Source organism: Pseudomonas cerasi, assembly GCF_900074915.1.
GTDB lineage: Bacteria > Pseudomonadota > Gammaproteobacteria > Pseudomonadales > Pseudomonadaceae > Aquipseudomonas > Aquipseudomonas cerasi.
Genome location: NZ_LT222319.1, coordinates 279,392 through 304,205 on the forward strand (window position 1 = coordinate 279,392; position 24,814 = coordinate 304,205).

Sequence of the window (24,814 nt, forward strand, 5' to 3'; positions counted from 1 at the left end):
CTCCTACAGATATTGACGCCGACTTATCCTTGAGTGCGGCACCATTGGGCCGGATCGCTGGGGCGACCCTGCTGACGAATAGCAAAGTACAACGCTGCCGTGTCCTGACCGCCACTATTGCCGACCGTGGAAATCGCTTCACCGGCTTTTACAATGTCACCTGCCGACTTGAGTAGGCTCTGGTTGTGCCCGTAAAGGGTCAGATAACCGTTGCCATGGTCGAGAATGACCAGAAGCCCGGCACCGCGCAACCAGTCGGCGAACACCACTCGTCCGCCATGCACGGCACGTACCTGGCTTCCGGCTGCGGCGCTGATCATGACGCCGTCCCATTTGGTCCGTTCGTCATCACCGCGGGCTTCACCGAAACGCGCAAGCAGTCGACCATCGATAGGCCATGGAAGTTTTCCCCTGGCCTCTGCAAAAGGTCCGCCGTAGGAAACTCCGGCACTGGAAACGACTGCGCCGGGGGCTTTGACCGGGCGACGCGGTGCCGGTTCATCATCGCTTTTACTGCTGCTGTTATTGCTGTTATTGCGGGCGACGGCTTCAGCTTCGCGCTGACGCTTCTCCTCCGCCTCGCGGGCTGCAACCAGCGCCTTCTGGCGAGCTTCTTCGGCTTCACGTGCCTGGCGAGCCAGGGTTTCTTCGATGGTCTTGAGGACTTTGGCAAGGTCGGCCTGATCCTGCTGACGGGCCTGCAGTTTCTGATCGCGGGCCTTGTAGTCCTGATTCAACTTGGCCAGCGCCTGTTGACGTTCCTGGCGAACCTTGGCCAGCTCTTCGCTCTGGCTGTCCAGGTTGCTTTTCTGCACCAGCAGTTGGGCCTGTTGCAGGTCGATGTCTTTTTCGACATTGGCCAGCTGGCGCAGGGTTTCATTGAAATTGCGTAGCTGCTCCAGGCGCGCCTGGCTCAGGTAATCGTAATACGTGAGGGTTCGGGCGAACTTCTCGGGGTGTTGCTGGTTGAGCAGTAGCTTGAGGTACTCCTGGCGGCCACTCTGGTAGGCGGCGCGGGCCTGGATGGCAATCAGGCGTTGCTGTTCAACACGGGCGCTGTTCAGTTTCTTTTTTTCACTGTCGAGCTTTTGCAGCTCGGTTTCCGTCTTTTTTAGTTCCTTTTGCAGGACCTCGACCTGCTTTTCCAACTTGCCCATTTCGGTTTCAGTGGTGCGCAGGTCCTTCTGGACGCCTGCACGTTCTTCCTGAAGCTTGCCCAGGACTTTTTGCAGCTCCGCCACATCCTGACGCGCAGCATCTATCTGTTTTTGGGTTTGCACACGCTCGTCTTCGGCAAACGCCGGATTGAGCAGGCAGATCAGAGCAAGGGCAATCAAGGCGCGAAGCATGTGGGTGGGCGATACCGAGGAATTGTGAGAAAAAATGTCAGGCCTAGTATGCCCGCCATGCGCTGCAAAAAAAACGCCTCGCAACCACTGCTTTGAGGCCTGAAACATAAAAAACCGGCCTTGCCTGATGGCTAAAGGCCGGTTTTGACCGGGTTACTCGTTCACAAGAATCGAGTGACCGGTCATTTCCTGCGGTTTCTCCATGCCCAGCAGATGCAGCATGGTCGGCGCGACATCGGCCAGAACGCCGCCTTGGCGAACTTTCAGCTGACGTTTGCCCACATAAACGAACGGTACCGGCTCGGAGGTGTGTGCGGTGTGCGCCTGGCCGGTGTGGTCGTCAGTCATTTGCTCGACGTTGCCGTGGTCAGCGGTAATAAGCGCTTCACCACCGACTTTCTCCAGCGCCTCGGTAATGCGCCCGACGCATACGTCCAGGCATTCCACAGCCTTGATCGCGGCTTCCATGATTCCGCTGTGGCCAACCATGTCGCCGTTGGCATAGTTGACGACGATCACGTCATAACGCTGATGTTCGATGGCATCGACAATTTTGTCGGTCACTTCCGGTGCGCTCATCTCAGGCTGCAGGTCGTAGGTGGCGACTTTCGGCGACGGGATCAGAATGCGCTCTTCACCCGGGAACGGTTCTTCACGGCCGCCGGAGAAGAAGAACGTGACGTGGGCGTATTTCTCGGTTTCGGCGATACGCAGCTGGGTCTTGCCGTTGGCCGCCAGGTACTCGCCCAGCACGTTTTTCAGGCTGCCTGCAGCAAAAGCGGACGGCGCAGGAATGCTGGCCGCGTACTGGGTCAGCATCACGTAGTTGACCTTCGGCTGGCGGGCGCGCTCGAAGTCCTTGAAATCGTCTTCGACGAACACACGAGTCAGTTCACGGGCGCGGTCGGCGCGGAAGTTCATGAACACCACCGCATCGCCATCTTCCACGCGGGCGGCTCCGCCAATGCACGCGGCTTTGACGAACTCGTCGTTCTCGTCGCGTGCGTAGGCGGCTTCGAGCCCGGCAACGGCGCTGTCTGCGTGGAATTCGGCGGCACTGTCGACGATCAGGTTATAGGCAGACGAAACCCGGTCCCAACGGTTGTCGCGGTCCATGGCGAAGTAGCGGCCGACGATCGTGGCGGTACGGCCCTTGCCCAGACGGGCGAAGGTTGCGTCCATTAGCTCGAGGGATTTCTTCGCGCTGCGCGGTGGCGTGTCGCGGCCATCAAGGAAGGCATGCAGGTAGATTTTTTCTGCACCGCGTTTGACCGCCAGTTCAGCCATCGCAACCAGATGATCCTGGTGGCTGTGTACACCACCATCGGACAGCAGGCCCATGATGTGCACGGCCTTGCCGGCGCCGACGGCTTTATCCACGGCGGCGCAAATGGTCGGGTTTTCGAAGAACTCGCCATCGCGAATCGCTTTGGTCACCCGAGTGAAGTCCTGATACACCACGCGCCCGGCCCCCAGGTTCATGTGCCCGACCTCGGAGTTGCCCATCTGCCCGTCCGGCAGACCGACATCCATGCCCGACCCGGAAATCAGGCCATTGGGCATGGTTTGGTAGAGACGATCCATGACCGGCATCTTCGCGGCCAGAATGGCATTGCCCTTGTGGCTTTCGCTGTGTCCGAAGCCATCCAGGATGATAAGAACCAGAGGTTTTGGCGTGGCAGTCATAGAACCCACTCGATGCTGATTGGATAAAGAGATGAACAAAGTACAAGGGAACGGCATTTTAAGGACAAGTTCAAACGGCGTCACTGCCGTACGGACTTTGGCCGACCTTGGCTGCTGTGTATACTGGCCGACATTTTAACGCCCTGGAACCTACTGATGGTTGCTCACCTGCTTGAATTCGCCACTAACCACTATTTGATCACCGGTGCCTTCGTCATTCTGCTGGGACTGCTGATTGCTTACGAAATGAGCAAGGGCGGCGCCAGCCTGAGCACTCGCGAGCTGACCGCACTGGTCAACAGCGATCAGGGCGTGGTCATCGACGTGCGCTCGAAAAAGGATTACACCGCAGGGCATATCGTCGGCTCCCTGAATTTCCCACAGGACAAGGTACTGACCCGTACCGCCGAACTGGAGAAATACAAGGACAAGACGTTGATCATAGTCGATGCAATGGGGCAGCATGCTGGCACCACCGCCCGCGAGCTGCTCAAGTCCGGCTTCAAGGCGGCCAAGCTGTCCGGCGGCATTTCCAGCTGGCGCGGCGATAACCTTCCTCTGGTGAAGTGAACATGGCTCAAGTCATCGTCTATTCCAGCGACTACTGCCCGTATTGCATACGTGCCAAACAGCTTCTGCAGAGCAAGAGCGTGGCCTTCGAGGAAATCCGCGTCGACGGCAAGCCGCAGCTGCGTGCCGAAATGACCAAGAAGGCCGGTCGTACTTCCGTACCGCAAATCTGGATCGGCTCGACCCACGTGGGCGGCTGCGATGACCTGTTTGCTCTGGAGCGTGCCGGCAAGCTCGATGCGCTGCTGGCCTGATATCCCTTAATCTTTCAGCCTAATCTGACAAGGATCCGAGATGACCGATCAACCGAACAACGACGCCGTTGCCAACGAAGAAAACGGCCCACAATTTTCCCTGCAGCGTATCTACGTTCGCGACCTGTCGTTCGAAGCGCCAAAAAGCCCGGCGATCTTCCGCCAGGAGTGGACGCCGACCGTCAGCTTGGACCTCAACACCCGTCAGAAGCAGCTGGAAGGCGATTTCTACGAAGTCGTGCTGACCCTGTCCGTGACCGTCAACAACGGCGACGAAGTTGCCTTCATCGTTGAAGTGCAACAGGCCGGTATCTTCCTGATCAAGGGCCTGGACGACGGCGCAATGAGCCACACCCTCGGCGCATTCTGCCCGAACATCCTGTTCCCTTACGCTCGCGAAGCCATCGACAACCTGGTCGTACGTGGCTCGTTCCCTGCGCTGATGCTGGCTCCGGTGAACTTCGACGCCTTGTACGCGCAAGAACTGCAACGCATGCAGGAAGCTGGCGAAACGCCGACTGTTCAGTAAGCGTTACCGCTGCAAAAAAAAGCGCCTTTCGGGGCGCTTTTTTGTGTCTGTTCAAGAATGGCGGCTGGGCCAAATGGATGCTTTTTATCGCGAAGGAAACCGACGAAGTCGGGCCGGAAACAGGAGCGAAGGACTTTGCTCACTTTGGTCCCTCAAAGTGAGTCGCCGAGGGGCGAAAAGGTGACCTGAGTCGAGCCTGAATCTCACTGAATCGCAGAACCGCTATGTGATGCGGAGCATCAGTCTGATTAAGCAAATGCCACACTTAGGCCTAAGCAAATCCGTGCTGACGCCATGCCTCATAGACGGCCACGGCCACTGTATTGGACAGGTTCAGGCTGCGGCAGCCTTCACGCATGGGCAGTCGCAGGCGATGCTCGCTGCTCAGCGAGTCAAGAATATCGGCGGGCAGGCCACGGCTTTCCGGACCGAACAGAAAGGCATCGCCTGGCTCGAAGCTCGCATCATGAAAAGGCCGCGAGCCTTTGGTGGTGAAGGCAAACAACCTCGGGTTGCCGATCTTCTCCAGGCAGCTTGCCAGGTCAGCATGTGTCTGCAGCGTGGCATACTCGTGATAATCGAGCCCGGCACGGCGCAGGCGCTTGTCGTCCAGCTCGAAACCCAAGGGTTCGATCAAATGCAGGGTGCAGCCACTGTTGGCGCATAGCCTGATGACATTGCCGGTATTCGGCGGAATTTCTGGTTGAAAAAGGATGACGTGAAACATGCACGGCTCCGAACGAAAGGACGGGATGCATTCTACCCTTGAAGAGGACCCGAGACCGAAGCTATGGCCGCGTGTTCTTGGTTCCATGGCGATTGTCGGGTTTACCGTGGGCACGATTATCGGCCGTCTGCAGCAGCCTGACCCGGTTGAACTGGAGCAGATCGAAGAATTGCCTGCCGGTCTGGCGCTCTGGTTCAACGAAGAACCAAAGTATCGCGGCGCGACGGTGGATGGTGCCGTGGTACTCAACGTCGATGCGTCAGGACAGCCGTGGACGGGCCAACTGAGGTTCGACAATAGGGTTGCGCGCTGGAAGGTGGAACGGGGAGAGAAGGGGTTGGTGCTGACGCTCCTGGCAGCCCGTCCACTTCATGGCGACTGGCGCACTGAGAAGGTGGACGGGCGCTGGAGACTTGAGGTCAGTCTCCGGGAGGAATAAAAGAGGGGAATCCCCGGCCTGCCTGTACCAAGGTCCCCAAAACTGGTGATGTAATACCTATTGCAGGGGGCGTGCCAGTTTTCAAATCGTTTCAGAAAAAACGCATCCGCGTGTGAGACGGGTCCTCTCTGTGTGATGCCATGCTTTATTTGTGCGGCGCATAACTCTTTGAATTATAAATATTTATACATGTTCTTCGAGTGCCGAAGGTGATTTGGCTATAGAACGGAGCCGTAGTGCAGCGTCGCTCATCCCTCGTAACGTAGTACATGTTCCAGCCTTCCGGTTTTCAGGAGTGCACTCAATTTGCGCACCACGAGGGTGCAAAAAACCATACTGATGCACTCATTCATTCGAACTCGATGATGGACCGTCCCAGTCTCATGCATAAATGAGCCGTTTGCGCATTCGCCAATCGGCTGGCTGTTACAGCGCCCGACACCAGAATTGCCTTTTTGTTCACGTGGGCTACAGTGAAGGACAGCTCGGAAGGCCGAAAAACGCTTGAAAATGGCCCCAAAAAGCAAAGTGAAAAAAAATTTTTGTGCTTGAACGAGGTGCGCCGTCAAAGTGATGACAACTGTCACATTAACTGACTAATCTCCCCGAAGTTCCCGTAATACAAGGCTTTCGCCAGTTTTGCATCTGTACTCTACTGGCGGAGATCGAGACCGGTGAAGGTGCATTTTTCCGGTCGGGCGCACGAAAATGATAGATCTGACGAACGGTACCAAAATAAGTTTTGGGAAATGGGTAGTTAGGTCGATACACTCCGTGACGTCTTTGCTGACACGAGTTGTGACATATGACTGGATGTTCTCAAGATCCCAGCGATGGTTTCTTCAGCGCATAAGGGTATTGCACCAACGTGTTGTCATCGACAAAAGCGGTCTAGTCAAAAGTCAGGGCGAACAGAATCCATTGATCTCGGATCGGGACTGTCGCCTATCGCTAATCCGTGGGTCAGGGCCAAGCCCGGCACCATGGATATAAAAAATTAGATTCACGAGGAGCGTAGTAATGAAGAAGTCCACCCTGGCTTTGGCCGTCACCGTTGGTGTATTGGCTCAGCAGGCCAGCGCAGCTGGTTTCCTGGAAGACAGTAAAGCGTCCGTCAGTTCTCGTACCCTGTATTTTGACAACGATTTCCGCGAAGGCACTACCCACAACAACCGTGAGACGGCCACTGGCCTGAAATTCGACTACCTGTCGGGCTTCACTCAAGGTACTGTCGGTTTTGGTCTGGACGTCCAGGGCTTGGTCGGTGTTCACCTTGATGGCGGCCGTGGCAACCACGCTCCTGCAGCGAACGGCGGCATTCTGCCTACCGACAGCGACGGTTCTGCTGTCAGCGAATGGAGCCGTCTGGGCGCCAACGGCAAGGTACGCTTCTCGAAAACCGAGCTGAAAGTCGGTAACGCATTGGCACCTAACCTGCCAATTCTGGTCAGCAACGATGGTCGTCTTCTGCCTCAGGCTTTCCAGGGCGGCATCCTGACTTCCAAGGATCTGGACAACGTCACCTTCACTGCCGGTCAGCTGAACAAATCCATCGGCCGTGCTTCGAGCAACTGGACTGACCTGTCCATTGCCGGCGCTTCCGAGACTGCCGATCAGTTCCGCTTCGCTGGTGCTGACTGGAAAGTCACCAAAGACCTGACCCTGCAGTACTACTACGCTAATCTGGAAGACTTCTACAAGCAGCACTTCCTCGGTTTGGTACACGTTTACCAAATCGACGCCAACCAGTCCTTCAAGACTGACCTGCGTTATTTCAACAGCAGCTCTGACGGCAAAAACAGCGACGCAGCAACCGGCTACCGTTTCAACAACAACAACGGTTATGCCAAGAACGCTGGCGAAGTGGATAACTCCACCTGGTCCGCCATGTTTACCTACGCCCTGGGCGGCCATGCGTTCATGGTTGGCCATCAGCAGATTGGCGATGACGGCGGCATGGTTTTCCTGAACCAAGGCAACGTCACCAAGAACGGCACCAGCACTTCGAGTCTTGAAGGCAACGGCGGTTCGAGCTTCTACCTGTTCACTGACTCGATGATCAACGGCTTCAACCGCGCGGGTGAAAACACCACGTTCGGTCAGTACTCGTATGACTTCGCCAAGGTGGGTGTTCCAGGCCTGAAAGCAGCCATCGCTTACCTGCACGCAGACGACATTCGTGATCGCACTACCGGTAAAGAAGAATACTCCGAGTGGGAAACCGACATGCGCGTTGACTACGTGATCCAGAGCGGTCCGATGAAAGGTTTTGGCACCACCCTGCGTCACGGTACTTACCGTGCGGATGGCGACCTGAACAACTCGACCAACACCGATCAAACCCGTCTGATCTTCAACTACACCTACAACTTCATGTAAGTGTATTGATGCTCAAAGAGACCCCGCCCCGTGCGGGGTTTCTTTTGCCTGTTTTTTGATATTCCTGACAGGTCTATAAGGCGCATTATTTATTCTTTTTAACTTTCCTCGACAGGGCGCACAGTAGTGCTATACCAAGGCCTACCTGATAAAGACAAGGAGCAACACCATGACACTGCGACTTGGCGACATCGCCCCTGACTTCGAGCAGGAATCCAGCGAGGGTCGTATCCGATTTCATGAATGGCTCGGCGACAGCTGGGGTGTGTTGTTTTCTCATCCGGCGGACTTCACGCCGGTGTGCACCACAGAACTGGGTTTCACTGCCAAACTGAAAGACGAGTTCGCCAAGCGCAGCGTAAAAGCCATTGCGCTGTCGGTGGACCCGGTCGATTCGCACATCAAGTGGATCGACGATATCAACACCACGCAAAACACCCTGGTCAACTTCCCGATTCTGGCCGATGCCGACCGCAAGGTCTCCGACCTGTACGACCTGATTCATCCCAATGCCAACGACACACTGACTGTGCGCTCGCTGTTCGTGATCGATCCGAACAAGAAGGTGCGTCTGACGATCACCTATCCGGCCAGCACCGGGCGTAACTTCCACGAGATTCTGCGCGTTATCGACTCTCTGCAATTGACCGACAACTACAAGGTCGCCACGCCCGCCAACTGGGTGGACGGTGATGACGTAGTGATCGTGCCGTCGATCAAGGATGAAGCCGAGATCAAGCAACGCTTTCCCAAGGGCTATAAGGCAGTCACGCCCTATCTGCGCCTGACACCACAGCCAAACCGCTGATTTTCGATCTACCAAGCGTGGGGTTATTCGGGCCGATTTATCGGCCCTTTTTTATTGTTCCCTGCCGCTTGCTGCGTCGCTTGACCAACCGCGGACGCAGAGCATGGGCACGATAGCTGAGATTATCGTTCCTCACGCTCCAGCGTGGGAATGCAGGTCGTGACGCTCTGCGTCACAGGTCCGCAACGTGCAGGCAACGGCACTTCCCTTATATTCTTTTATGGAATAACTAAATGAATAAATAAGATTTATAGATATAAAAAAGGGCTGTTAATGTCGTGCCTATTCCCACCTTGCTCGTCCCTCACCGGTCGAGCAGGGGATCACCCCAATAGGTAAAGGAGCGCATATGCGCACTGTCATTTTGCGTCGAAGCCTTGTCGCGCTGTTTGCTGCTGCGGTCGCTCTTGGTGCGGTCACTCAGGCCCAGGCGGAAGATCTGCGCATCGGTTACCAGAAGTACGGCACGCTGGTGCTGCTCAAGGCCAAGGGCTCGCTGGAAAAGCGTCTGGCCGAGCAGGGCGTTAAAGTCCAGTGGACCGAGTTCCCCGGTGGCCCTCAACTGCTTGAAGGCCTGAATGTCGGTTCCATCGACTTCGGCGTCACCGGCGAAACGCCGCCAGTCTTCGCTCAGGCCGCAGGCGCGGATCTGCTGTATGTAGCCTATGAGCCGCCAGCACCGACCAGTGAAGCCATCCTTGTCCCCAAAGACTCACCGATCACCTCGGTCAAAGACCTGAAGGGCAAGAAAGTCGTCCTCAATAAAGGCTCGAACGTCCATTACCTGCTGGTCAGGGCACTGGAGGATGCCGGCCTGAAATACACCGATATCCAGACCGTCTTCCTGCCTCCGGCCGATGCGCGTGCCGCTTTCGAGCGCGGCAGTGTGGATGCCTGGGTCATCTGGGACCCCTACCAAGCCGCAGCTGAAAAGCAATTGCAGGCGCGGACCTTGAAAGACGGCACCGGCATTGTCGACAACCATCAGTTCTATCTCGCCACCAAGCCATACGCGCAGAAAAACCCCAAGGTCATTCAGGCTCTGATCGAGGAAGTCCGTGCGGTGGGCGAATGGTCCAAGGCCAATCCCGATGAAGTGACCCAACAGGTCGCACCGTTGCTGGGGCTGCCGGCCGACATCACCCTGACCTCGGTAAAGCGTCAGGGCTACGGCGCGCAGTTCCTTACCCCGCCGGTGGTGGCGGCACAGCAGAAAATCGCTGACACCTTCTACCAGCTCAAGCTGATTCCAAAGCCGCTCAGCATTGCTGATGTGGTCTGGACACCCCCTGCTGCTGTTGCTCAAGCACAGTGATCGTCAGGCCCTTCGAGGAGACAACTCCATGAGCCTCAGTGCTTCGCAACGCATCGTTCACCGACTGGCGCCCTGGGCTCTTCCTGTCCTGTTGTTGGCAGTCTGGCAGCTATCGGTCAGCGCCGGCTGGTTATCCACACGCATTCTGCCCGCACCCAGCGCGGTCATCGAAGCGGGCATAAACCTGGTCGCCAGCGGCGAAATCTGGACGCATCTGGCGATCAGCGGCTGGCGCTCCGGGATCGGATTCGCCATTGGCGGCGGCATCGGTCTGGCGCTGGGCTTCATTACCGGCCTGAGCAAATGGGGCGAGCGTCTGCTGGACAGCTCGGTGCAGATGATCCGTAACGTGCCGCACCTGGCGCTGATTCCGCTGGTCATTCTGTGGTTCGGCATTGATGAGACCGCCAAGATATTCCTGGTCGCGCTGGGCACCCTGTTCCCGATTTATCTGAACACCTACCACGGCATCCGCAACATCGATCCGGCACTGGTAGAAATGTCCCGCAGCTATGGCCTGTCAGGTTTCAGCCTGTTCCGTCATGTGATCCTGCCGGGCGCCATGCCTTCGATTCTGGTCGGCGTGCGCTTTGCGCTGGGCTTCATGTGGCTGACGCTGATCGTCGCGGAAACCATTTCTGCCAGCTCCGGCATCGGCTACCTGGCGATGAATGCGCGGGAGTTTCTGCAAACCGACGTCGTGGTGCTGGCCATCGTGTTGTACGCCGTACTCGGCAAGCTGGCCGATCTGGCAGCGCGAGGCCTGGAACGTGTCTGCCTGCGCTGGCACCCGGCCTATCAAGTGAGCAAAGGCGGTGCCGCATGACCAGTCTGAAACAGCAACCTCCACACTTGCTGCGTGGCATCCCGCTGGCAGTACGCAAGCTGAAAAAAGCGTTCGGTGCCCGTGAAGTGCTCAAGGACATCGACCTGCACATCCCTGCCGGTCAGTTCGTCGCCATCGTCGGCCGCAGCGGTTGTGGCAAAAGCACGCTGTTGCGTCTGCTCGCCGGCCTCGACAAACCAACGCAAGGCCAGCTGCTTGCCGGCTCTGCACCGTTGGACGATGCCCGCGAAGACACGCGCTTGATGTTTCAGGAAGCGCGCTTGCTGCCCTGGAAAAAGATCATCGACAACGTCGGCCTCGGGTTGAGCGGCGACTGGCGAGCGCAGGCCCTTGAAGCGCTTGAGGCCGTCGGCCTCGCCGAGCGCGCCAATGAGTGGCCTGCCGCATTGTCCGGCGGTCAGAAGCAGCGCGTTGCCTTGGCTCGTGCACTGATTCACAAGCCGCGTCTGCTGTTGCTCGACGAGCCGTTGGGCGCGCTGGATGCCCTGACCCGGATCGAAATGCAGCAACTGATCGAAAAGCTGTGGGGCCAGTATGGTTTCACGGTGCTGCTGGTAACCCACGACGTCAGCGAGGCCGTGGCCATTGCCGACCGGGTGATCCTGATCGAAGAGGGGCAGATCGGTCTCGATCTGCTGGTCGACCTGCCACGTCCGCGTGTTCGTGGTTCGCATCGCCTTGCGGCGCTGGAGGCTGAAGTGCTCAACCGTGTGCTGGCCCTGCCGGGTTCGCCACCTGACCCGGAACCGTTTTCGCCACTGCCTACGCAATTGCGCTGGGCAAATTAACCCTGATACCCAAAGGAAGACATGCCATGACTATTAAAGCCATCAACGTTCGCAATCAGTTCAAAGGCACCATCAAGGAAATCGTCCACGGCGACGTACTGTCGGAAATCGACGTACAGACTGCATCGGGTGTCGTGACCTCGGTCATCACCACCCGCTCGGTCAAGGAGCTGGAGCTGGTCGTCGGCAGCGAAGTCATCGCCTTCGTGAAGTCGACAGAAGTCTCCATCGCCAAGCTATAAACGATGGGCAAAAAACACCCTGGACGGTCCTGACCCTCCGGGGTTTTGTGCTTTTTACCTGGCAGTTATGTGAGGTAGGCGACGTATCGGTTTTGCCGGATGCTGGCAGCTGGCTCTATTTGAAGAAACTGCCATGACCTCTTCAACCCAGTAAAGCAGCTTCATCGAGGCCGAGTAAAAGACGAGGAGGGCATCAAATAGGCTTTGCCAGAAGAGATCCTGTCGTGAGGAGTGCACACCAAAAATATTATGCTGCACTTAAAGCTGCCGATATTAAAAAGCCTAAGGAAACTCTGAAAAAGACTTCCAAATCTGGTGAAATACGCCAGTCCCAAGCACTGAACGGTTGAGTCCCGATGAAGCAGATGTCCTTCGCTGACGCCGAATACGCTGGCAAACGCAAACAAACCCGCCGTGAACGCTTCCTGATCGAGATGGATCAGGTCGTGCCCTGGAATGGCTTGGTCAAACTGATCGAGCCACACTATCCAAAGGGCGAAGGTGGTCGCCCTGCCTATCCGTTGATGGCGATGTTGCGGGTTCATCTGATGCAAAACTGGTTCGGCTACAGCGATCCGGCCATGGAAGAATCGCTCTACGAAACCACAATTCTGCGACAGTTTGCAGGACTGCACCTGGATCGGATTCCGGACGAAACCACGATCCTCAATTTCCGCCGACTGCTGGAGAAACATGAGCTGGCCGGTGGGATTTTGCAGGTCATCAATGGCTATTTGGGCGACCGTGGTTTGTTGCTGCGCCAGGGCACCGTGGTCGATGCAACGATCATCCATGCGGCGAGTTCGACCAAGAACGAGGACGGAAAACGTGACCCTGAAATGCACCAGACGAAGAAAGGAAATCAATATTTCTTCGGGATGAAAGCGCACATCGGTGTCGATGCCGAATCCGGTTTGGTGCATAGCGTGGTGGGCACGGCGGCGAATGTAGCTGACGTAACTCAGGTCGACCAGTTACTGCACGGAGAAGAAACTTACGTCTCTGGCGACGCGGGCTACACCGGTGTCGAAAAGCGTCCCGAGCATCAAAATCGCCAAATGATATGGTCGATTGCAGCGCGGCCCAGCAGTTATAAAAAGCATGCAAAGGAAAGTCTGATCGGGCGCATGCGTCGCAAAATCGAATACGCGAAAGCTCAACTGCGCGCCAAGGTTGAGCATCCGTTTCGAGTGATCAAACGCCAGTTTGGTTATACGAAAGTACGCTTCCGAGGCCTGCTGAAAAACACTGCGCAGCAGACCACGCTATTTGCTCTGTCCAATCTGTGGATGATGCGAAAACGACTGCTGAATACAGGAGAGGTGCGCCTGTAATGTGGACAATTGACGCTAAAAAGCGCTTGTCCGAAGAAAAAAGAGGAGTTGGGCGAGGCAAAGGTCTGATTTTCGATTGAAACGACGTTTTTTGAAACTTTGAAGCAACGGGAGGGTTAAAAAGTCTGCCTACTTCAGACCTTCCCTAAGCCTGATAGTCCTATTTATATTAATGGCACGCTAGAAACTGAAGCTTTCGCTGCAAGAATTAAGTATTTTCAAGAGAAGATAAATTATAGGTCCAGGATTGAAGGTACTGATAATTAGAATTCAACCACCTATGCTGATCAGGTCGCGGCATTGAAGCGAGAAAAAAGAGACCAGGCTAAGTATCTACAGAACCCGAGAGAACAAATAAATCCACTCGGTCGTAATTCTCAATCTGCCCTCTTCACCAAAAACACCGGCAAATACAACCCCAGATAAGCATCAAATACCCGCATCCCTTCCTCAGCCATGCGCGGTGTGATCTCGTCATGCAACTGCACCGACCGCGCATACACGCGATCCCCCAGTTCCATGGCCAGCGCAAACACGTCTACATCGTCCGGCAGTGCGGGCAACTGGAAGTGGCGGTCAAACACTTCAAGCATCAAGTGCCCTAGCTCAATATCGTGCTGGCGGTCGGCCTGGTTGATTTCGGTCAGGCCGTGCTGGGCAAGGATCAATTGGCGGGCGGCGGCGTCGGCGTTGTAGATGGCCAGCATGCGCAGTTCGACGATGCGTGACAGGTCGCGCCAGGTGGTGAGCTGGTCGTGATCAATGGGGGCCTGCAGCGACGCGCGAAAGGCGGCGTGGATGTCGGCGGTCAGTGCTTCAAGCAGTGCAGGGACGCTGGCGAAGAAGTGGTACACCGACGAGGGCGGAATGCCGGCGCGCTCGGCAACGCTGTAAATCGACAGGCTGGCCACTCCTTGTTCGGCAAGCAGCGTGCGCGCGGCGTCGAGAATCGAATCGATTCTGGCCTGGCTGCGTGCTTGAGGTTTGCGAGGCGTGGCGGGGCGTGTCATGGGCGTGGCTCTTGGTTGGGCTGCGGGCATTGTAAGGGATTCTGACGGGATGAATCGCTGTCGTCGCCAAACGATCATCGCTCCCACGCTGGAACGATAGGTGCCGGGGGGCACACCAAACAAAAACGCCGCAAGGCTCAAAGCCTGCGGCGTCTTGTACTACTCGGCCTCAATCAGACCGTATGCAGATACCAGTTGTACTCAAGGTCGGAGATGGAGTGTTCAAACTCTTCCAGCTCGCTCTCCTTACAGGCCACGAAGATGTCGATGTATTTCGGGTCGATGTACTTGGCCATCACCGGGTTGTCGTCCAGCTCGCGCAGTGCATCACGCAGGTTGTTCGGCAGGCTTTGTTCATGCTGCTCGTAGGAGTTGCCTTCTACCGGGGCGCCAGGCTCGACCTTGTTGACCAGGCCGTGGTACACGCCCGCCAGGACCGAAGCCATCACCAGATACGGGTTGGCATCGGCACCGGCAACGCGGTGTTCGATACGTACCGCGTCGGCGGTGCCGGTCGGTACGCGAACGGCGACCGTACGGTTGTCCAGACCCCAGGTCGGCGAGTTGGGCACATAGAACTGCGCACCGAACCGGCGATACGAGTTGACGTTCGGGCACAGGAAAGCCATTTGTGCCGGCAGGGTCTCGAGCACACCGCCGATTGCATGACGCAATGCGGCGTTCTGCTCGGGATCCTCGCTGGTGAAGATGTTCTTGCCATCACGATCCAGGATCGAGATGTGAACGTGCAGACCATTACCCGCCTGACCCGGATAGGGCTTGGCCATGAAGGTCGTGTCCATCTCGTGATCGTAGGCGATGTTCTTGATCAGGCGCTTGAGCAGTACGGCGTAATCGCACGCCTTGATCGCGTCGGCGACGTGATGCAGGTTGACTTCGAACTGGGCCGGGGCGCTTTCCTTGACAATGGCGTCGGCAGGAATGCCTTGTTCCTTCGCACCTTCGAGGATGTCCTGAAGGCAGTCGACGTATTCGTCGAGGTCGTCGATCAGGTAGACCTGTGTCGAGTGCGGGCGTTTGCCGGAGATCGGCGAGCGGGGCGGTTGTGGGCGACCGTTCACGTTCTCCTGATCGATCAGGTAGAACTCCAGCTCGAACGCTGCGCAGATGGTCAGGCCCATTTCGTCGAATTTGGCGACGACCTGGCGCAATACCTCACGCGGGTCGGCGAAAAACGGGTCGCCTTCGAGTTCGTGCATGGTCATCAGCAACTGCGCGGTAGGGCGCTTTTGCCATGGCTCGTTGCACAGGGTGTCAGGGATGGGATAACAGATTCGGTCAGCATCACCGATGTCCAGGCCCAGGCCGGTGCTTTCCACCGTGGAGCCATTGATATCCAGAGCAAATAAAGAGGCAGGCAGGTTGATGCCCTTCTCGTAAACCTTATGGAGGCTGGTGCGTTCGATGCGTTTGCCACGCACCACACCATTCATATCTGCAATCAGAAGGTCAACGTACAGAACCTCAGGATGTTCCTTAAGGAACGCGTTCGCTTCGTTAAGCTGAACGGCACGCGGGGGTACCGACATGATGCAACACCTTTGTTGTTAACAATATCAATCATCAATGATTGCGGATCTCAGTCAATCCGAAAGCCATGATGAAGTCAATAGAGCCTTTTTTTGCCCTAAAACTGCGCCATATGGCCTTTTTTGCCGCTATTTAGGGCGTTTTATTCCGTTTCTGACCGCTGTTAAATACGAGCTAGAGCGGCCTGTCTTCTATTTTTAACGGGTTGTTGTATAAAAAAATGAACGAGGCTAAGCTCGATCGCAACCCAGTAGAGCAACAATAGCGGGGGTCCTATGCTTCACCTTTCCCTGGTCGACACGCGACTATCAAGTCCGTACAGCGCTCATCATGCCTGTGATATCGGTGCTCGTGGTGGGTTGCCACACTGTGCGACACCCCTGAACGGCTATCGAAGCCAGTCTGCTCTACTCTCAGCGCTGGACATTACCACTATAACGGCGTCGTCAGTGTGACCGCTGCCGTCTGGAAATCCGGCCCCGCAGCTGTCACCTTACCCCTAATCGGCGTCTGCCGAAACGAGTTGTACATCATGACGCCGATGCGTCTGGAACGCCTGATCACGATCAGGACAATAAAACCCTGAGGTATTTATGAGTACCAACCTCGACCAGCTCACCGATTGGTTGAAAGAACACAAGATTACCGAAGTCGAATGCATGATGTCCGACCTCACCGGGATTACGCGCGGCAAGATCTCGCCGACCAACAAGTTCATCGCTGAAAAAGGCATGCGCCTGCCTGAAAGCGTGCTGTTGCAGACGGTGACCGGCGACTACGTAGAAGACGATATCTACTACGAGCTGCTGGACCCGGCTGACATCGATATGATCTGCCGTCCCGACCAGAACGCGGTGTATCTGGTGCCCTGGGCGGTCGAGCCCACTGCGCAGGTGATTCACGACACCTACGACAAGCAGGGCAACCCCATCGAGCTGTCGCCGCGCAACGTGTTGAAGAAGGTCCTCAAGCTCTACGCCGATCAGGGCTGGCAGCCAATCGTGGCGCCGGAGATGGAGTTCTACCTGACCAAGCGTAGCGACGACCCGGACTATCCGCTACAGCCACCGATCGGGCGCTCCGGGCGACCGGAAACCGGGCGTCAGTCGTTCTCGATCGAAGCGGCCAACGAATTCGATCCGCTGTTCGAAGACGTCTATGACTGGTGCGAACTGCAGAACCTGGACCTGGACACGCTGATCCACGAAGACGGCACGGCGCAGATGGAAATCAACTTCCGTCACGGTGATGCCTTGTCGCTGGCCGACCAGATTCTGGTGTTCAAGCGCACCATGCGCGAAGCCGCCCTCAAGCACGACGTCGCGGCGACCTTCATGGCCAAGCCGATGACCGGCGAGCCAGGCAGTGCCATGCACTTGCACCAGAGCATCATCGACATCGAGACCGGCAAGAATATCTTCTCCAACGAAGACGGGACCATGAGCGAGCTGTTTCTGAACCACGTCGGTGGTCTGCAGAAGTTCATCCCCGAGCTGTTGCCGCTGTTCGCACCCAACGTCAACTCGTTCCGGCGCTTTCTGCCCGACACTTCGGCGCCAGTGAACGTCGAGTGGGGCGAAGAGAATCGCACCGTCGGCCTGCGTGTGCCGGACGCCGTACCGCAGAACCGTCGCGTGGAAAACCGTTTGCCGGGTGCCGATGCCAACCCTTATCTGGCCATCGCCGCCAGTCTGCTGTGCGGCTTCATCGGCATGGTCGAAGGCATCAATCCGAGCGCACCGGTGGTCGGGCGGGGTTACGAGCGGCGTAATCTGCGTCTGCCGTTGACCATCGAAGACGCACTGGAGCGTATGGAAAACAGCAAGACCATCGAAAAATACCTGGGCAAGAAATTCATCATCGGTTACGTCGCGGTCAAGCGCGCCGAGCATGAGAACTTCAAGCGCGTGATCAGTTCGTGGGAGCGGGAATTCCTGCTTTTCGCCGTCTGATCACGCAGAGCGCCGCTGCGATTGATGCGCGGCGCTCTGCTAACTGACCTGATCAAAGGAAGTGCTGCATGAGTGCCAATAACCCGCAAACCCTCGAATGGCAGGCCCTGAGCAGCGAGCATCACCTGGCACCGTTCAGCGACTACAAACAATTGAAAGAGAAAGGCCCGCGCATCATCACCCGTGCCGAAGGCGTTTATCTGTGGGACAGCGAGGGCCACAAGATCCTCGATGGCATGTCCGGCCTGTGGTGTGTGGCCATCGGTTATGGCCGCGAAGAACTGGCCGACGCAGCCAGCAAACAAATGCGCGAGCTGCCGTACTACAACCTGTTTTTCCAGACCGCCCACCCACCCGTGATGGAGTTGGCCAAGGCCATTTCCGAGATTGCACCGCAGGGCATGAACCATGTGTTCTTCACCGGTTCAGGCTCTGAAGGCAATGACACGATGCTGCGCATGGTTCGTCATTACTGGGCGCTGAAAGGCCAGCCGAACAAGAAAACCATCATCAGCCGCGTCAATGGCTACCACGGCTCCACCGTCGCCGGTGCCAGCCTGGGAGGCATGACGTACATGCACGAGCAGGGCGACCTGCCGATTCCGGGGGTGGTGCACATTCCCCAGCCATACTGGTTCGGCGAAGGCGGCGACATGACGCCGGACGAGTTCGGTATCTGGGCTGCCGAGCAACTGGAAAAGAAAATTCTCGAACTGGGCGTCGAGAACGTCGGTGCGTTCATTGCCGAGCCGATCCAGGGCGCAGGCGGTGTGATCGTCCCGCCCGATTCCTACTGGCCGAAGATCAAGGAAATCCTTTCCCGCTACGACATCCTGTTCGCCGCCGATGAGGTGATTTGTGGTTTCGGGCGTACCAGTGAGTGGTTCGGTAGCGATTTCTACGGCCTCAAGCCGGACATGATGACCATCGCCAAAGGCCTGACCTCCGGTTATGTACCGATGGGCGGCCTGATCGTGCGCGATGAAATCGTCGCGGTGCTCAATGAGGGCGGCGATTTCAATCATGGCTTTACCTACTCCGGGCACCCGGTGGCTGCGGCGGTGGCGCTGGAGAACATCCGTATCCTGCGCGAAGAAAAGATCGTCGAACGGGTCAAGTCGGAAACGGCACCGTATTTGCAAAAGCGTTTGCGTGAGTTGAGCGATCATCCGCTGGTGGGCGAAGTCCGGGGTGTCGGTTTGCTGGGGGCCATCGAGCTGGTGAAGGACAAGACCGCCCGCGAGCGCTATACCGACAAGGGCGCGGGAATGATCTGTCGAACCTTCTGCTTCGACAATGGCCTGATCATGCGGGCTGTGGGCGATACCATGATCATTGCGCCACCGCTGGTGATCAGTTTTGCGCAAATCGATGAGCTGGTCGAGAAGGCGCGCAAATGCCTGGATCTGACGCTGGCGGTGTTGCAGGGCTGAAAACGCAAAAAAAGCGTCGATTCAAGCGCAATGTGCATTGTTTGAGGGGCTTCGGCTTGAAAGCCTGCCCAGGAAGTTGCCAGACTAATGGCTACACGCCGCTAACTGACGGTCAGTGATAAAAATACATTGGAGCTACGCATGAAAAAATTTGGCAAGACCCTTCTCGCGCTGTCCCTGATGGGCGTTGTGGCCACTGCTGCGCAGGCCGATGACAAAGTGCTGCACGTCTATAACTGGTCCGATTACATCGCGCCGGACACCGTTGCCAAATTCGAGAAAGAATCGGGCATCAAGGTGGTCTACGACGTTTTCGACAGCAACGAGACGCTTGAAGCCAAATTGCTTGCTGGCAAATCCGGCTATGACATCGTCGTGCCGTCCAACAACTTCCTGGCCAAGCAAATCAAGGCCGGCGTTTATCAGGAGCTGGACAAGTCCAAGCTGCCGAACTGGAAGAACCTCAACGAATCGCTGCTCAAGGCCGTGTCGGTCAGCGATCCGGACAACAAGCACGCATTCCCGTACATGTGGGGTTCGATCGGTATCGGCATCAACCCGGACAAGGTCAAGGCTGCGCTGGGCGCCGATGCGCCGGTCAATTCCTGGGACCTGCTGTTCAAGCCGGAGAACGCTGCCAAGCTGAAGTCGTGCGGCATCAGCTTCCTCGATTCGCCGACCGAAATGCTGCCGATTGCCTTGCATTACCTGGGCTACCCGACCGATTCTCAGGACAAAAAGCAGCTCGCTGAAGCTGAAGCGCTGTTCATGAAGATTCGTCCATCGATTGGCTATTTCCACTCGTCCAAGTACATCTCGGACCTGGCCAACGGCAACATCTGCGTCGCAGTCGGCTATTCGGGTGATATCTACCAGGCCAAATCCCGCGCTGCCGAAGCCGGTGGCAAGGTGAAGGTTGCCTACAACATTCCGAAAGAAGGCGCCGGCAGCTTCTATGACATGGTCGCCATTCCCAAGGATGCCGAAAACGTCGAGGGTGCCTACAAGTTCATGACCTTCCTGATGAAGCCGGAAATCATGGCCGAGATCACCAACGCCGTACGCTTCCCGAACGGTAACGCGGCGGCTACGGCGCTGGTTGACAAGGAAATCACCAGTGACCCTGGCGTTTATCCACCTGCCGACGTACAGGCCAAACTGTATGCAATCGCTGACCTGCCTGCAGCTACGCAGCGGATCATGACCCGCAGCTGGACCAAGATAAAGTCAGGTAAATAAGCCTGTCATCAAACCTGTGGATGCTGCGTAGCCTCGGCCGCGCAGCAGCCAGCAGACAGGAATATTGCCTAAACCTTTGCTGGTTGGGCTCATAGACGGTAAGTTGCGCGCCGGTTTGGTTTTCCGGACGCCCTCCGGCGCTCAGGCCCCTCTGTTAAAAGGACTCATTCTTTGTCTATTTCTATTCTTTCCAAAGCCTTGCTGGCGGCTGCCGGGCTGACACTGTCGATCAGTGCCCAGGCTGAGTCCACCGTGCATATTTATAACTGGTCCGATTACATCGGCAAGACCACCCTGGCGGACTTCGAAGCCGCTACCGGCGTCAAGCCGATGTATGACGTGTTCGACTCCAACGAAACCCTGGAAGCCAAGCTGCTCGCCGGACGCACAGGTTATGACGTGGTGGTGCCGTCCAATCACTTCCTCGGCAAGCAGATCAAGGCCGGTGCGTTCCAGAAGCTCGACAAGTCGCTGCTGCCCAATTACAAGAATCTCGACCCGGCGCTGCTCAAGCGTCTGGAGAAGAACGATCCGGGTAACCAATACGCCGTGCCGTACCTGTGGGGTACCAACGGCATCGGTTACAACGTCGAAAAGGTCAAGGCCGTGTTGGGCGTCGACAAGATCGACTCCTGGGCCGTGCTGTTTGAGCCGGAGAACATCAAGAAGCTCTCCAGCTGTGGCGTAGCGTTTCTCGACTCCGCCGATGAGATGTTGCCTGCGGTGCTCAACTACATGGGGCTGGACCCCAACAGCACTAAGGAAGCTGATTACAAGAAAGCCGAAGCCAAGCTGCTGGAGATTCGTCCTTACGTGACCTATTTCCACTCGTCCAAATACATCACCGACCTGGCTAACGGCGACATCTGCGTCGCCGCAGGTTTTTCGGGGGATGTGTTCCAGGCCAAATCCCGGGCTGAAGAAGCGGGCAAGGGCGTGAAGATCGCCTACAGCATCCCGAAAGAGGGCGGTAACCTGTGGTTCGACATGCTGGCGATCCCGGCGGACTCGAAAAACATCAAGGAAGCCAGTGCCTTCATCAACTACATGCTCGACCCCAAGGTGATCGCCAAGGTCAGCGATGAAGTCGGTTACGCCAACCCCAATCCCGCCTCCGGCGAGTTCATGGACCAGAGCATCCGTACCGATGAAGCGGTTTATCCGCCTCAGGAAGTGCTGGACCGCCTGTTCGTGAATAGCGAGTTGCCACCCAAGGTGCAACGTCTGATGACCCGCAGCTGGACCAAGGTCAAGTCGGGCAAATAAAAATCCAGCACCCGGCCATATGGGCCGGGTTGCCTACCTGTTGGGAGTTTCACCCATGGCAGTTGCCTCCGGCGCCTACAAGAAAGCCATCGAAGGCGGTCAGCAACCCAAAGAGGTGCTGGTCAGGATCGATCGGGTCACGAAGAAGTTCGACGAGACGGTCGCGGTGGACGATGTGTCCCTGCAGATCAACAAGGGCGAGATCTTCGCCCTGCTTGGCGGCTCTGGCTCCGGCAAATCGACACTGCTGCGCATGCTGGCCGGGTTCGAACGGCCAACCGAAGGCCGTATCTACCTCGACGGTGTCGACATCACCGACATGCCGCCGTACGAACGCCCGATCAACATGATGTTCCAGTCCTATGCGCTGTTCCCGCACATGACCGTGGCGGACAACATCGCCTTCGGCCTGAAGCAGGACAAGCTGGGCAAGCCGGAAATCGAAGCCCGCGTGGCGGAGATGCTCAAGCTGGTACAGATGACCCAGTATGCCAAGCGCAAGCCGCATCAGCTGTCCGGCGGTCAGCGTCAGCGTGTGGCCCTGGCCCGTTCGCTGGCCAAAAAGCCCAAGCTGTTGCTGCTCGACGAGCCGATGGGCGCGCTGGACAAGAAACTGCGTTCGCAGATGCAACTGGAACTGGTAGAGATCATCGAGCGCGTCGGCGTGACTTGTGTAATGGTGACTCACGATCAGGAAGAGGCCATGACCATGGCCGAGCGCATCGCGATCATGCACCTGGGCTGGATCGCGCAGATCGGCAGCCCGATCGACATCTACGAGACCCCGACCAGCCGTCTGGTCTGCGAATTCATCGGCAGCGTCAACCTGTTCGAAGGTGACGTGATCGAAGACATGGAAGCCCACGCGCTGATCCGCAGTCCCGAGCTGGAGCGCAATATCTATGTCGGCCACGGCGTCAGTACGTCGGTGGAAGACAAGCACATCACCTACGCACTGCGTCCTGAGAAGCTGCTGATCACCACCGAGCAGCCAGGCTTCGAGTACAACTGGTCGCGCGGCAAGGTCCACGACATCGCCTATCTGGGCGGTCATTCGGTGTTCTACGTCGAGTTGCCGGGCGGCAAACTGGTGCAGTCGTTCGTCGCCAACGCCGAGCGTCAGGGCGCACGGCCTACCTGGGGCGATGAAGTCTACGTGTGGTGGGAAGACGACAGCGGCGTGGTACTGCGCTCATGAAAATCCGCAAGATCAAGCGCGCGTTCGAGCGCATAAAGCCCAACGGGCGGCAGATGGTCATCGGCGTGCCGTTCCTCTGGCTATTCCTGTTCTTTGCCCTGCCGTTTCTGATCGTGCTCAAGATCAGCTTCGCCGAGGCCGACGTCGCGATCCCGCCGTACACCGAAATCTTCAGCTACGCCGACGAAAAGCTGCAGATGGTCCTCAACTTCGCCAACTACACCCTGCTCAGTGGCGATGACCTGTACGTTTCGGCCTATCTGGGCTCGCTGAAGATGGCCTTCATCAGCACCTTGCTGTGCCTGCTGATCGGCTATCCGATGGCCTATGCCATCGCCAGCGCGCGCAAGGACCTGCAAACCGTGCTGTTGCTGCTGATCATGATGCCGACTTGGACGGCGATCCTGATCCGCGTCTACGCCTGGATGGGCATCCTCAGCAACAACGGGCTGCTCAATGCATTCCTGATGTGGCTTGGGCTGATCGACGCGCCGTTGCAGATCCTCAACACCAACCTGGCGGTGTACATCGGCGTGGTCTATTCCTACCTGCCGTTCATGATCCTGCCGCTGTACGCCAACCTTGTGAAGCACGACACCAGCCTGCTGGAAGCCGCGTCCGACCTGGGTTCGAGCACCTTCAACAGTTTCTGGAAAATCACCGTACCGCTGTCCAAGAACGGTGTGATCGCCGGCTGCATGCTGGTATTCATTCCGGTGGTCGGCGAGTTCGTGATTCCCGAGCTGCTCGGCGGCCCGGAAACCCTGATGATCGGCCGCGTGCTGTGGCAGGAATTCTTCAACAACCGTGACTGGCCGGTGGCTTCGGCGCTGGCGGTCATCATGCTGCTGGTGCTGATCGTGCCCATTATCCTGTTCAACCGCAGTCAGGCCAAAGAACTGGAGGGCAAGGCATGAACCGCTTTCGATTCTCGAACCTGATGTTGGTTCTGGGTTTGCTGTTCATCTATGCGCCGATGGTGATTCTGGTCATCTACTCGTTCAACGCCTCGCAGCTGGTGACGGTCTGGGGCGGCTGGTCGGTGAAGTGGTACGTCGGCCTGCTGGACAACTCGCAACTGATGGGCTCGGTGATGCGCTCGCTGGAAATCGCCTGCTACACCGCCGTTGCTGCGGTGGCGCTGGGAACGATGGCTGCGTTTGTGCTGACCCGCATCAGCCGCTTCAAGGGCCGCACGTTCTTTGGCGGGCTGGTTACAGCTCCCCTGGTCATGCCGGAAGTGATCACCGGTCTGTCGCTGTTGCTGCTATTCGTGGCCATGGCGCAATTGATCGGCTGGCCGCAGGAACGCGGCATCATGACCATCTGGATCGCGCACACGACGTTCTGTGCGGCCTATGTGGCGGTGGTGGTGTCGGCGCGCCTGCGTGAGCTGGACCTGTCGATCGAAGAGGCTGCAATGGACCTGGGTGCCCGTCCGTGGAAAGTGTTCTTGCTGATCACCATCCCGATGATCGCGCCATCGCTGGCTGCCGGGGGCATGATGTCCTTCGCGCTGTCGCTGGACGACCTGGTGCTCGCCAGCTTCGTCTCCGGGCCCGGCTCGACGACCTTGCCGATGGAAGTGTTCTCTGCCGTGCGTCTGGGCGTGAAGCCTGAAATCAACGCCGTGGCGAGCCTGATCCTGCTGGCCGTGTCACTGGCAACCTTTCTGGTCTGGTTCTTCACCCGCCGCGCCGAAAACAACCGCAAGCGTGCGATCCAGCAGGCTATCGAGGAAAGCGCGGCAGACGCCTGGAAGCAGCCTGATCCGAGGCGTGCTCCGGCGGCCTGAAAACCTGATCGTGCCCGGAGGGCGTGGGAGCGAGCTTGCTCGCGAACTGCCGGGTACCGGCAGCAACTAGCTATCTCGGTTTATCGCTCCCACGCTCCAGCGT

23 protein-coding genes are annotated in these 24,814 nt (G+C 57.3%); 18 read left to right on the plus strand and 5 right to left on the minus strand.

The window, feature by feature from the left end:
* Positions 1 to 23: 23 nt before the first annotated feature.
* Entirely contained in the window at positions 24 to 1,349 is a 1,326-nt protein-coding gene (locus tag PCPL58_RS03770) for a murein hydrolase activator EnvC family protein (protein WP_065348846.1), read from the minus strand.
* Between the two features lie 153 nt (positions 1,350 to 1,502).
* Positions 1,503 to 3,035: a 2,3-bisphosphoglycerate-independent phosphoglycerate mutase gene (gene gpmI / locus PCPL58_RS03775; RefSeq protein WP_065348847.1), complete on the minus strand. Its 1,533-nt coding sequence runs from the start codon at positions 3,033 to 3,035 to the stop codon at positions 1,503 to 1,505.
* Between the two features lie 156 nt (positions 3,036 to 3,191).
* Here gpmI and PCPL58_RS03780 point away from each other — a divergent pair, with 156 nt between their 5' ends.
* The 3 genes from PCPL58_RS03780 to secB are packed head-to-tail and all read left to right on the plus strand — an operon-like array spanning position 3,192 to position 4,388.
* A complete protein-coding gene (locus PCPL58_RS03780) occupies positions 3,192 to 3,605 on the plus strand; it encodes a rhodanese-like domain-containing protein (RefSeq protein ID WP_003318290.1) in 414 nt (137 codons plus the stop codon).
* Between the two features lie 2 nt (positions 3,606 to 3,607).
* On the plus strand, positions 3,608 to 3,859 hold the full coding sequence (gene grxC / locus PCPL58_RS03785) for a glutaredoxin 3 (protein ID WP_002551467.1): 252 nt from the start codon (positions 3,608 to 3,610) through the stop codon (positions 3,857 to 3,859).
* Positions 3,860 to 3,899: 40 nt separating this feature from the next.
* Positions 3,900 to 4,388 carry a protein-export chaperone SecB gene (gene secB / locus PCPL58_RS03790; RefSeq protein ID WP_003372189.1) on the plus strand — a complete coding sequence of 163 codons (489 nt, stop codon included), beginning with the start codon at positions 3,900 to 3,902 and terminating at the stop codon, positions 4,386 to 4,388.
* A 271-nt stretch (positions 4,389 to 4,659) separates the two neighbouring features.
* Here secB and trmL read toward each other — a convergent pair whose 3' ends face one another.
* Positions 4,660 to 5,115, minus strand: a complete 456-nt coding sequence (trmL, locus tag PCPL58_RS03795; RefSeq protein ID WP_002551469.1) for a tRNA (uridine(34)/cytosine(34)/5-carboxymethylaminomethyluridine(34)-2'-O)-methyltransferase TrmL — start codon at positions 5,113 to 5,115, stop codon at positions 4,660 to 4,662.
* Between trmL and PCPL58_RS03800 the strand changes: the two genes are divergently transcribed.
* The 8 genes from PCPL58_RS03800 (at position 5,114) to PCPL58_RS03835 (ending at position 13,267) form a co-directional block, all read left to right on the plus strand.
* The gene (locus PCPL58_RS03800) at positions 5,114 to 5,554 is read left to right on the plus strand and encodes a hypothetical protein (protein WP_003372188.1); all 441 of its coding nucleotides are present in this window, start codon (positions 5,114 to 5,116) and stop codon (positions 5,552 to 5,554) included. The two genes, trmL and PCPL58_RS03800, sit on opposite strands and share 2 nt — an antisense overlap.
* A 1,020-nt stretch (positions 5,555 to 6,574) precedes the next feature.
* The gene (locus PCPL58_RS03805) at positions 6,575 to 7,933 is read left to right on the plus strand and encodes an OprD family porin (protein WP_044310201.1); all 1,359 of its coding nucleotides are present in this window, start codon (positions 6,575 to 6,577) and stop codon (positions 7,931 to 7,933) included.
* A gap of 169 nt (positions 7,934 to 8,102) precedes the next feature.
* Positions 8,103 to 8,741: a peroxiredoxin gene (locus PCPL58_RS03810; RefSeq protein ID WP_065348848.1), complete on the plus strand. Its 639-nt coding sequence runs from the start codon at positions 8,103 to 8,105 to the stop codon at positions 8,739 to 8,741.
* 349 nt (positions 8,742 to 9,090) lie between these two features.
* A complete protein-coding gene (locus PCPL58_RS03815; RefSeq protein ID WP_065348849.1) occupies positions 9,091 to 10,056 on the plus strand; it encodes a sulfonate ABC transporter substrate-binding protein in 966 nt (321 codons plus the stop codon).
* Between the two features lie 28 nt (positions 10,057 to 10,084).
* Complete coding sequence (gene ssuC, locus PCPL58_RS03820; protein ID WP_065348850.1) at positions 10,085 to 10,882, plus strand: aliphatic sulfonate ABC transporter permease SsuC; 798 nt, start codon at positions 10,085 to 10,087, stop codon at positions 10,880 to 10,882.
* The gene (gene ssuB, locus PCPL58_RS03825) at positions 10,879 to 11,691 is read left to right on the plus strand and encodes an aliphatic sulfonates ABC transporter ATP-binding protein (protein ID WP_003427335.1); all 813 of its coding nucleotides are present in this window, start codon (positions 10,879 to 10,881) and stop codon (positions 11,689 to 11,691) included. Before ssuC ends, ssuB begins: the two co-directional genes overlap by 4 nt.
* Before the next feature lie 26 nt (positions 11,692 to 11,717).
* Entirely contained in the window at positions 11,718 to 11,933 is a 216-nt protein-coding gene (locus tag PCPL58_RS03830) for a TOBE domain-containing protein (protein WP_002555770.1), read from the plus strand.
* 356 nt (positions 11,934 to 12,289) lie between these two features.
* Positions 12,290 to 13,267 carry an IS5 family transposase gene (locus PCPL58_RS03835; protein WP_065348561.1) on the plus strand — a complete coding sequence of 326 codons (978 nt, stop codon included), beginning with the start codon at positions 12,290 to 12,292 and terminating at the stop codon, positions 13,265 to 13,267.
* A 377-nt stretch (positions 13,268 to 13,644) separates the two neighbouring features.
* Here the strand turns inward: PCPL58_RS03835 and PCPL58_RS03840 are convergent, their stop codons facing one another.
* Positions 13,645 to 14,277, minus strand: a complete 633-nt coding sequence (locus tag PCPL58_RS03840; RefSeq protein WP_003434680.1) for a TetR/AcrR family transcriptional regulator — start codon at positions 14,275 to 14,277, stop codon at positions 13,645 to 13,647.
* 173 nt (positions 14,278 to 14,450) lie between these two features.
* Positions 14,451 to 15,827 carry a glutamine synthetase family protein gene (locus PCPL58_RS03845; protein ID WP_065348851.1) on the minus strand — a complete coding sequence of 459 codons (1,377 nt, stop codon included), beginning with the start codon at positions 15,825 to 15,827 and terminating at the stop codon, positions 14,451 to 14,453.
* A gap of 594 nt (positions 15,828 to 16,421) precedes the next feature.
* Here PCPL58_RS03845 and PCPL58_RS03850 point away from each other — a divergent pair.
* The 7 genes from PCPL58_RS03850 (at position 16,422) to PCPL58_RS03880 (ending at position 24,711) form a co-directional block, all read left to right on the plus strand.
* Positions 16,422 to 17,780 carry a glutamine synthetase family protein gene (locus tag PCPL58_RS03850; RefSeq protein ID WP_002555767.1) on the plus strand — a complete coding sequence of 453 codons (1,359 nt, stop codon included), beginning with the start codon at positions 16,422 to 16,424 and terminating at the stop codon, positions 17,778 to 17,780.
* Between the two features lie 68 nt (positions 17,781 to 17,848).
* Positions 17,849 to 19,213 carry an aspartate aminotransferase family protein gene (locus tag PCPL58_RS03855; protein ID WP_065348852.1) on the plus strand — a complete coding sequence of 455 codons (1,365 nt, stop codon included), beginning with the start codon at positions 17,849 to 17,851 and terminating at the stop codon, positions 19,211 to 19,213.
* A gap of 141 nt (positions 19,214 to 19,354) precedes the next feature.
* On the plus strand, positions 19,355 to 20,452 hold the full coding sequence (locus tag PCPL58_RS03860) for a polyamine ABC transporter substrate-binding protein (RefSeq protein ID WP_003382101.1): 1,098 nt from the start codon (positions 19,355 to 19,357) through the stop codon (positions 20,450 to 20,452).
* Positions 20,453 to 20,623: 171 nt separating this feature from the next.
* Positions 20,624 to 21,718, plus strand: a complete 1,095-nt coding sequence (locus PCPL58_RS03865; protein ID WP_065348853.1) for a polyamine ABC transporter substrate-binding protein — start codon at positions 20,624 to 20,626, stop codon at positions 21,716 to 21,718.
* A 55-nt stretch (positions 21,719 to 21,773) separates the two neighbouring features.
* Positions 21,774 to 22,916 (plus strand): polyamine ABC transporter ATP-binding protein, encoded by a 1,143-nt coding sequence (gene potA / locus PCPL58_RS03870; RefSeq protein ID WP_003372162.1) that lies wholly within the window; start codon positions 21,774 to 21,776, stop codon positions 22,914 to 22,916.
* Positions 22,913 to 23,833: an ABC transporter permease subunit gene (locus PCPL58_RS03875; RefSeq protein ID WP_003372160.1), complete on the plus strand. Its 921-nt coding sequence runs from the start codon at positions 22,913 to 22,915 to the stop codon at positions 23,831 to 23,833. The genes potA and PCPL58_RS03875 overlap by 4 nt, the downstream gene beginning before the upstream one ends.
* On the plus strand, positions 23,830 to 24,711 hold the full coding sequence (locus PCPL58_RS03880; RefSeq protein ID WP_003318275.1) for an ABC transporter permease subunit: 882 nt from the start codon (positions 23,830 to 23,832) through the stop codon (positions 24,709 to 24,711). The genes PCPL58_RS03875 and PCPL58_RS03880 overlap by 4 nt, the downstream gene beginning before the upstream one ends.
* Positions 24,712 to 24,814: the final 103 nt, after the last annotated feature.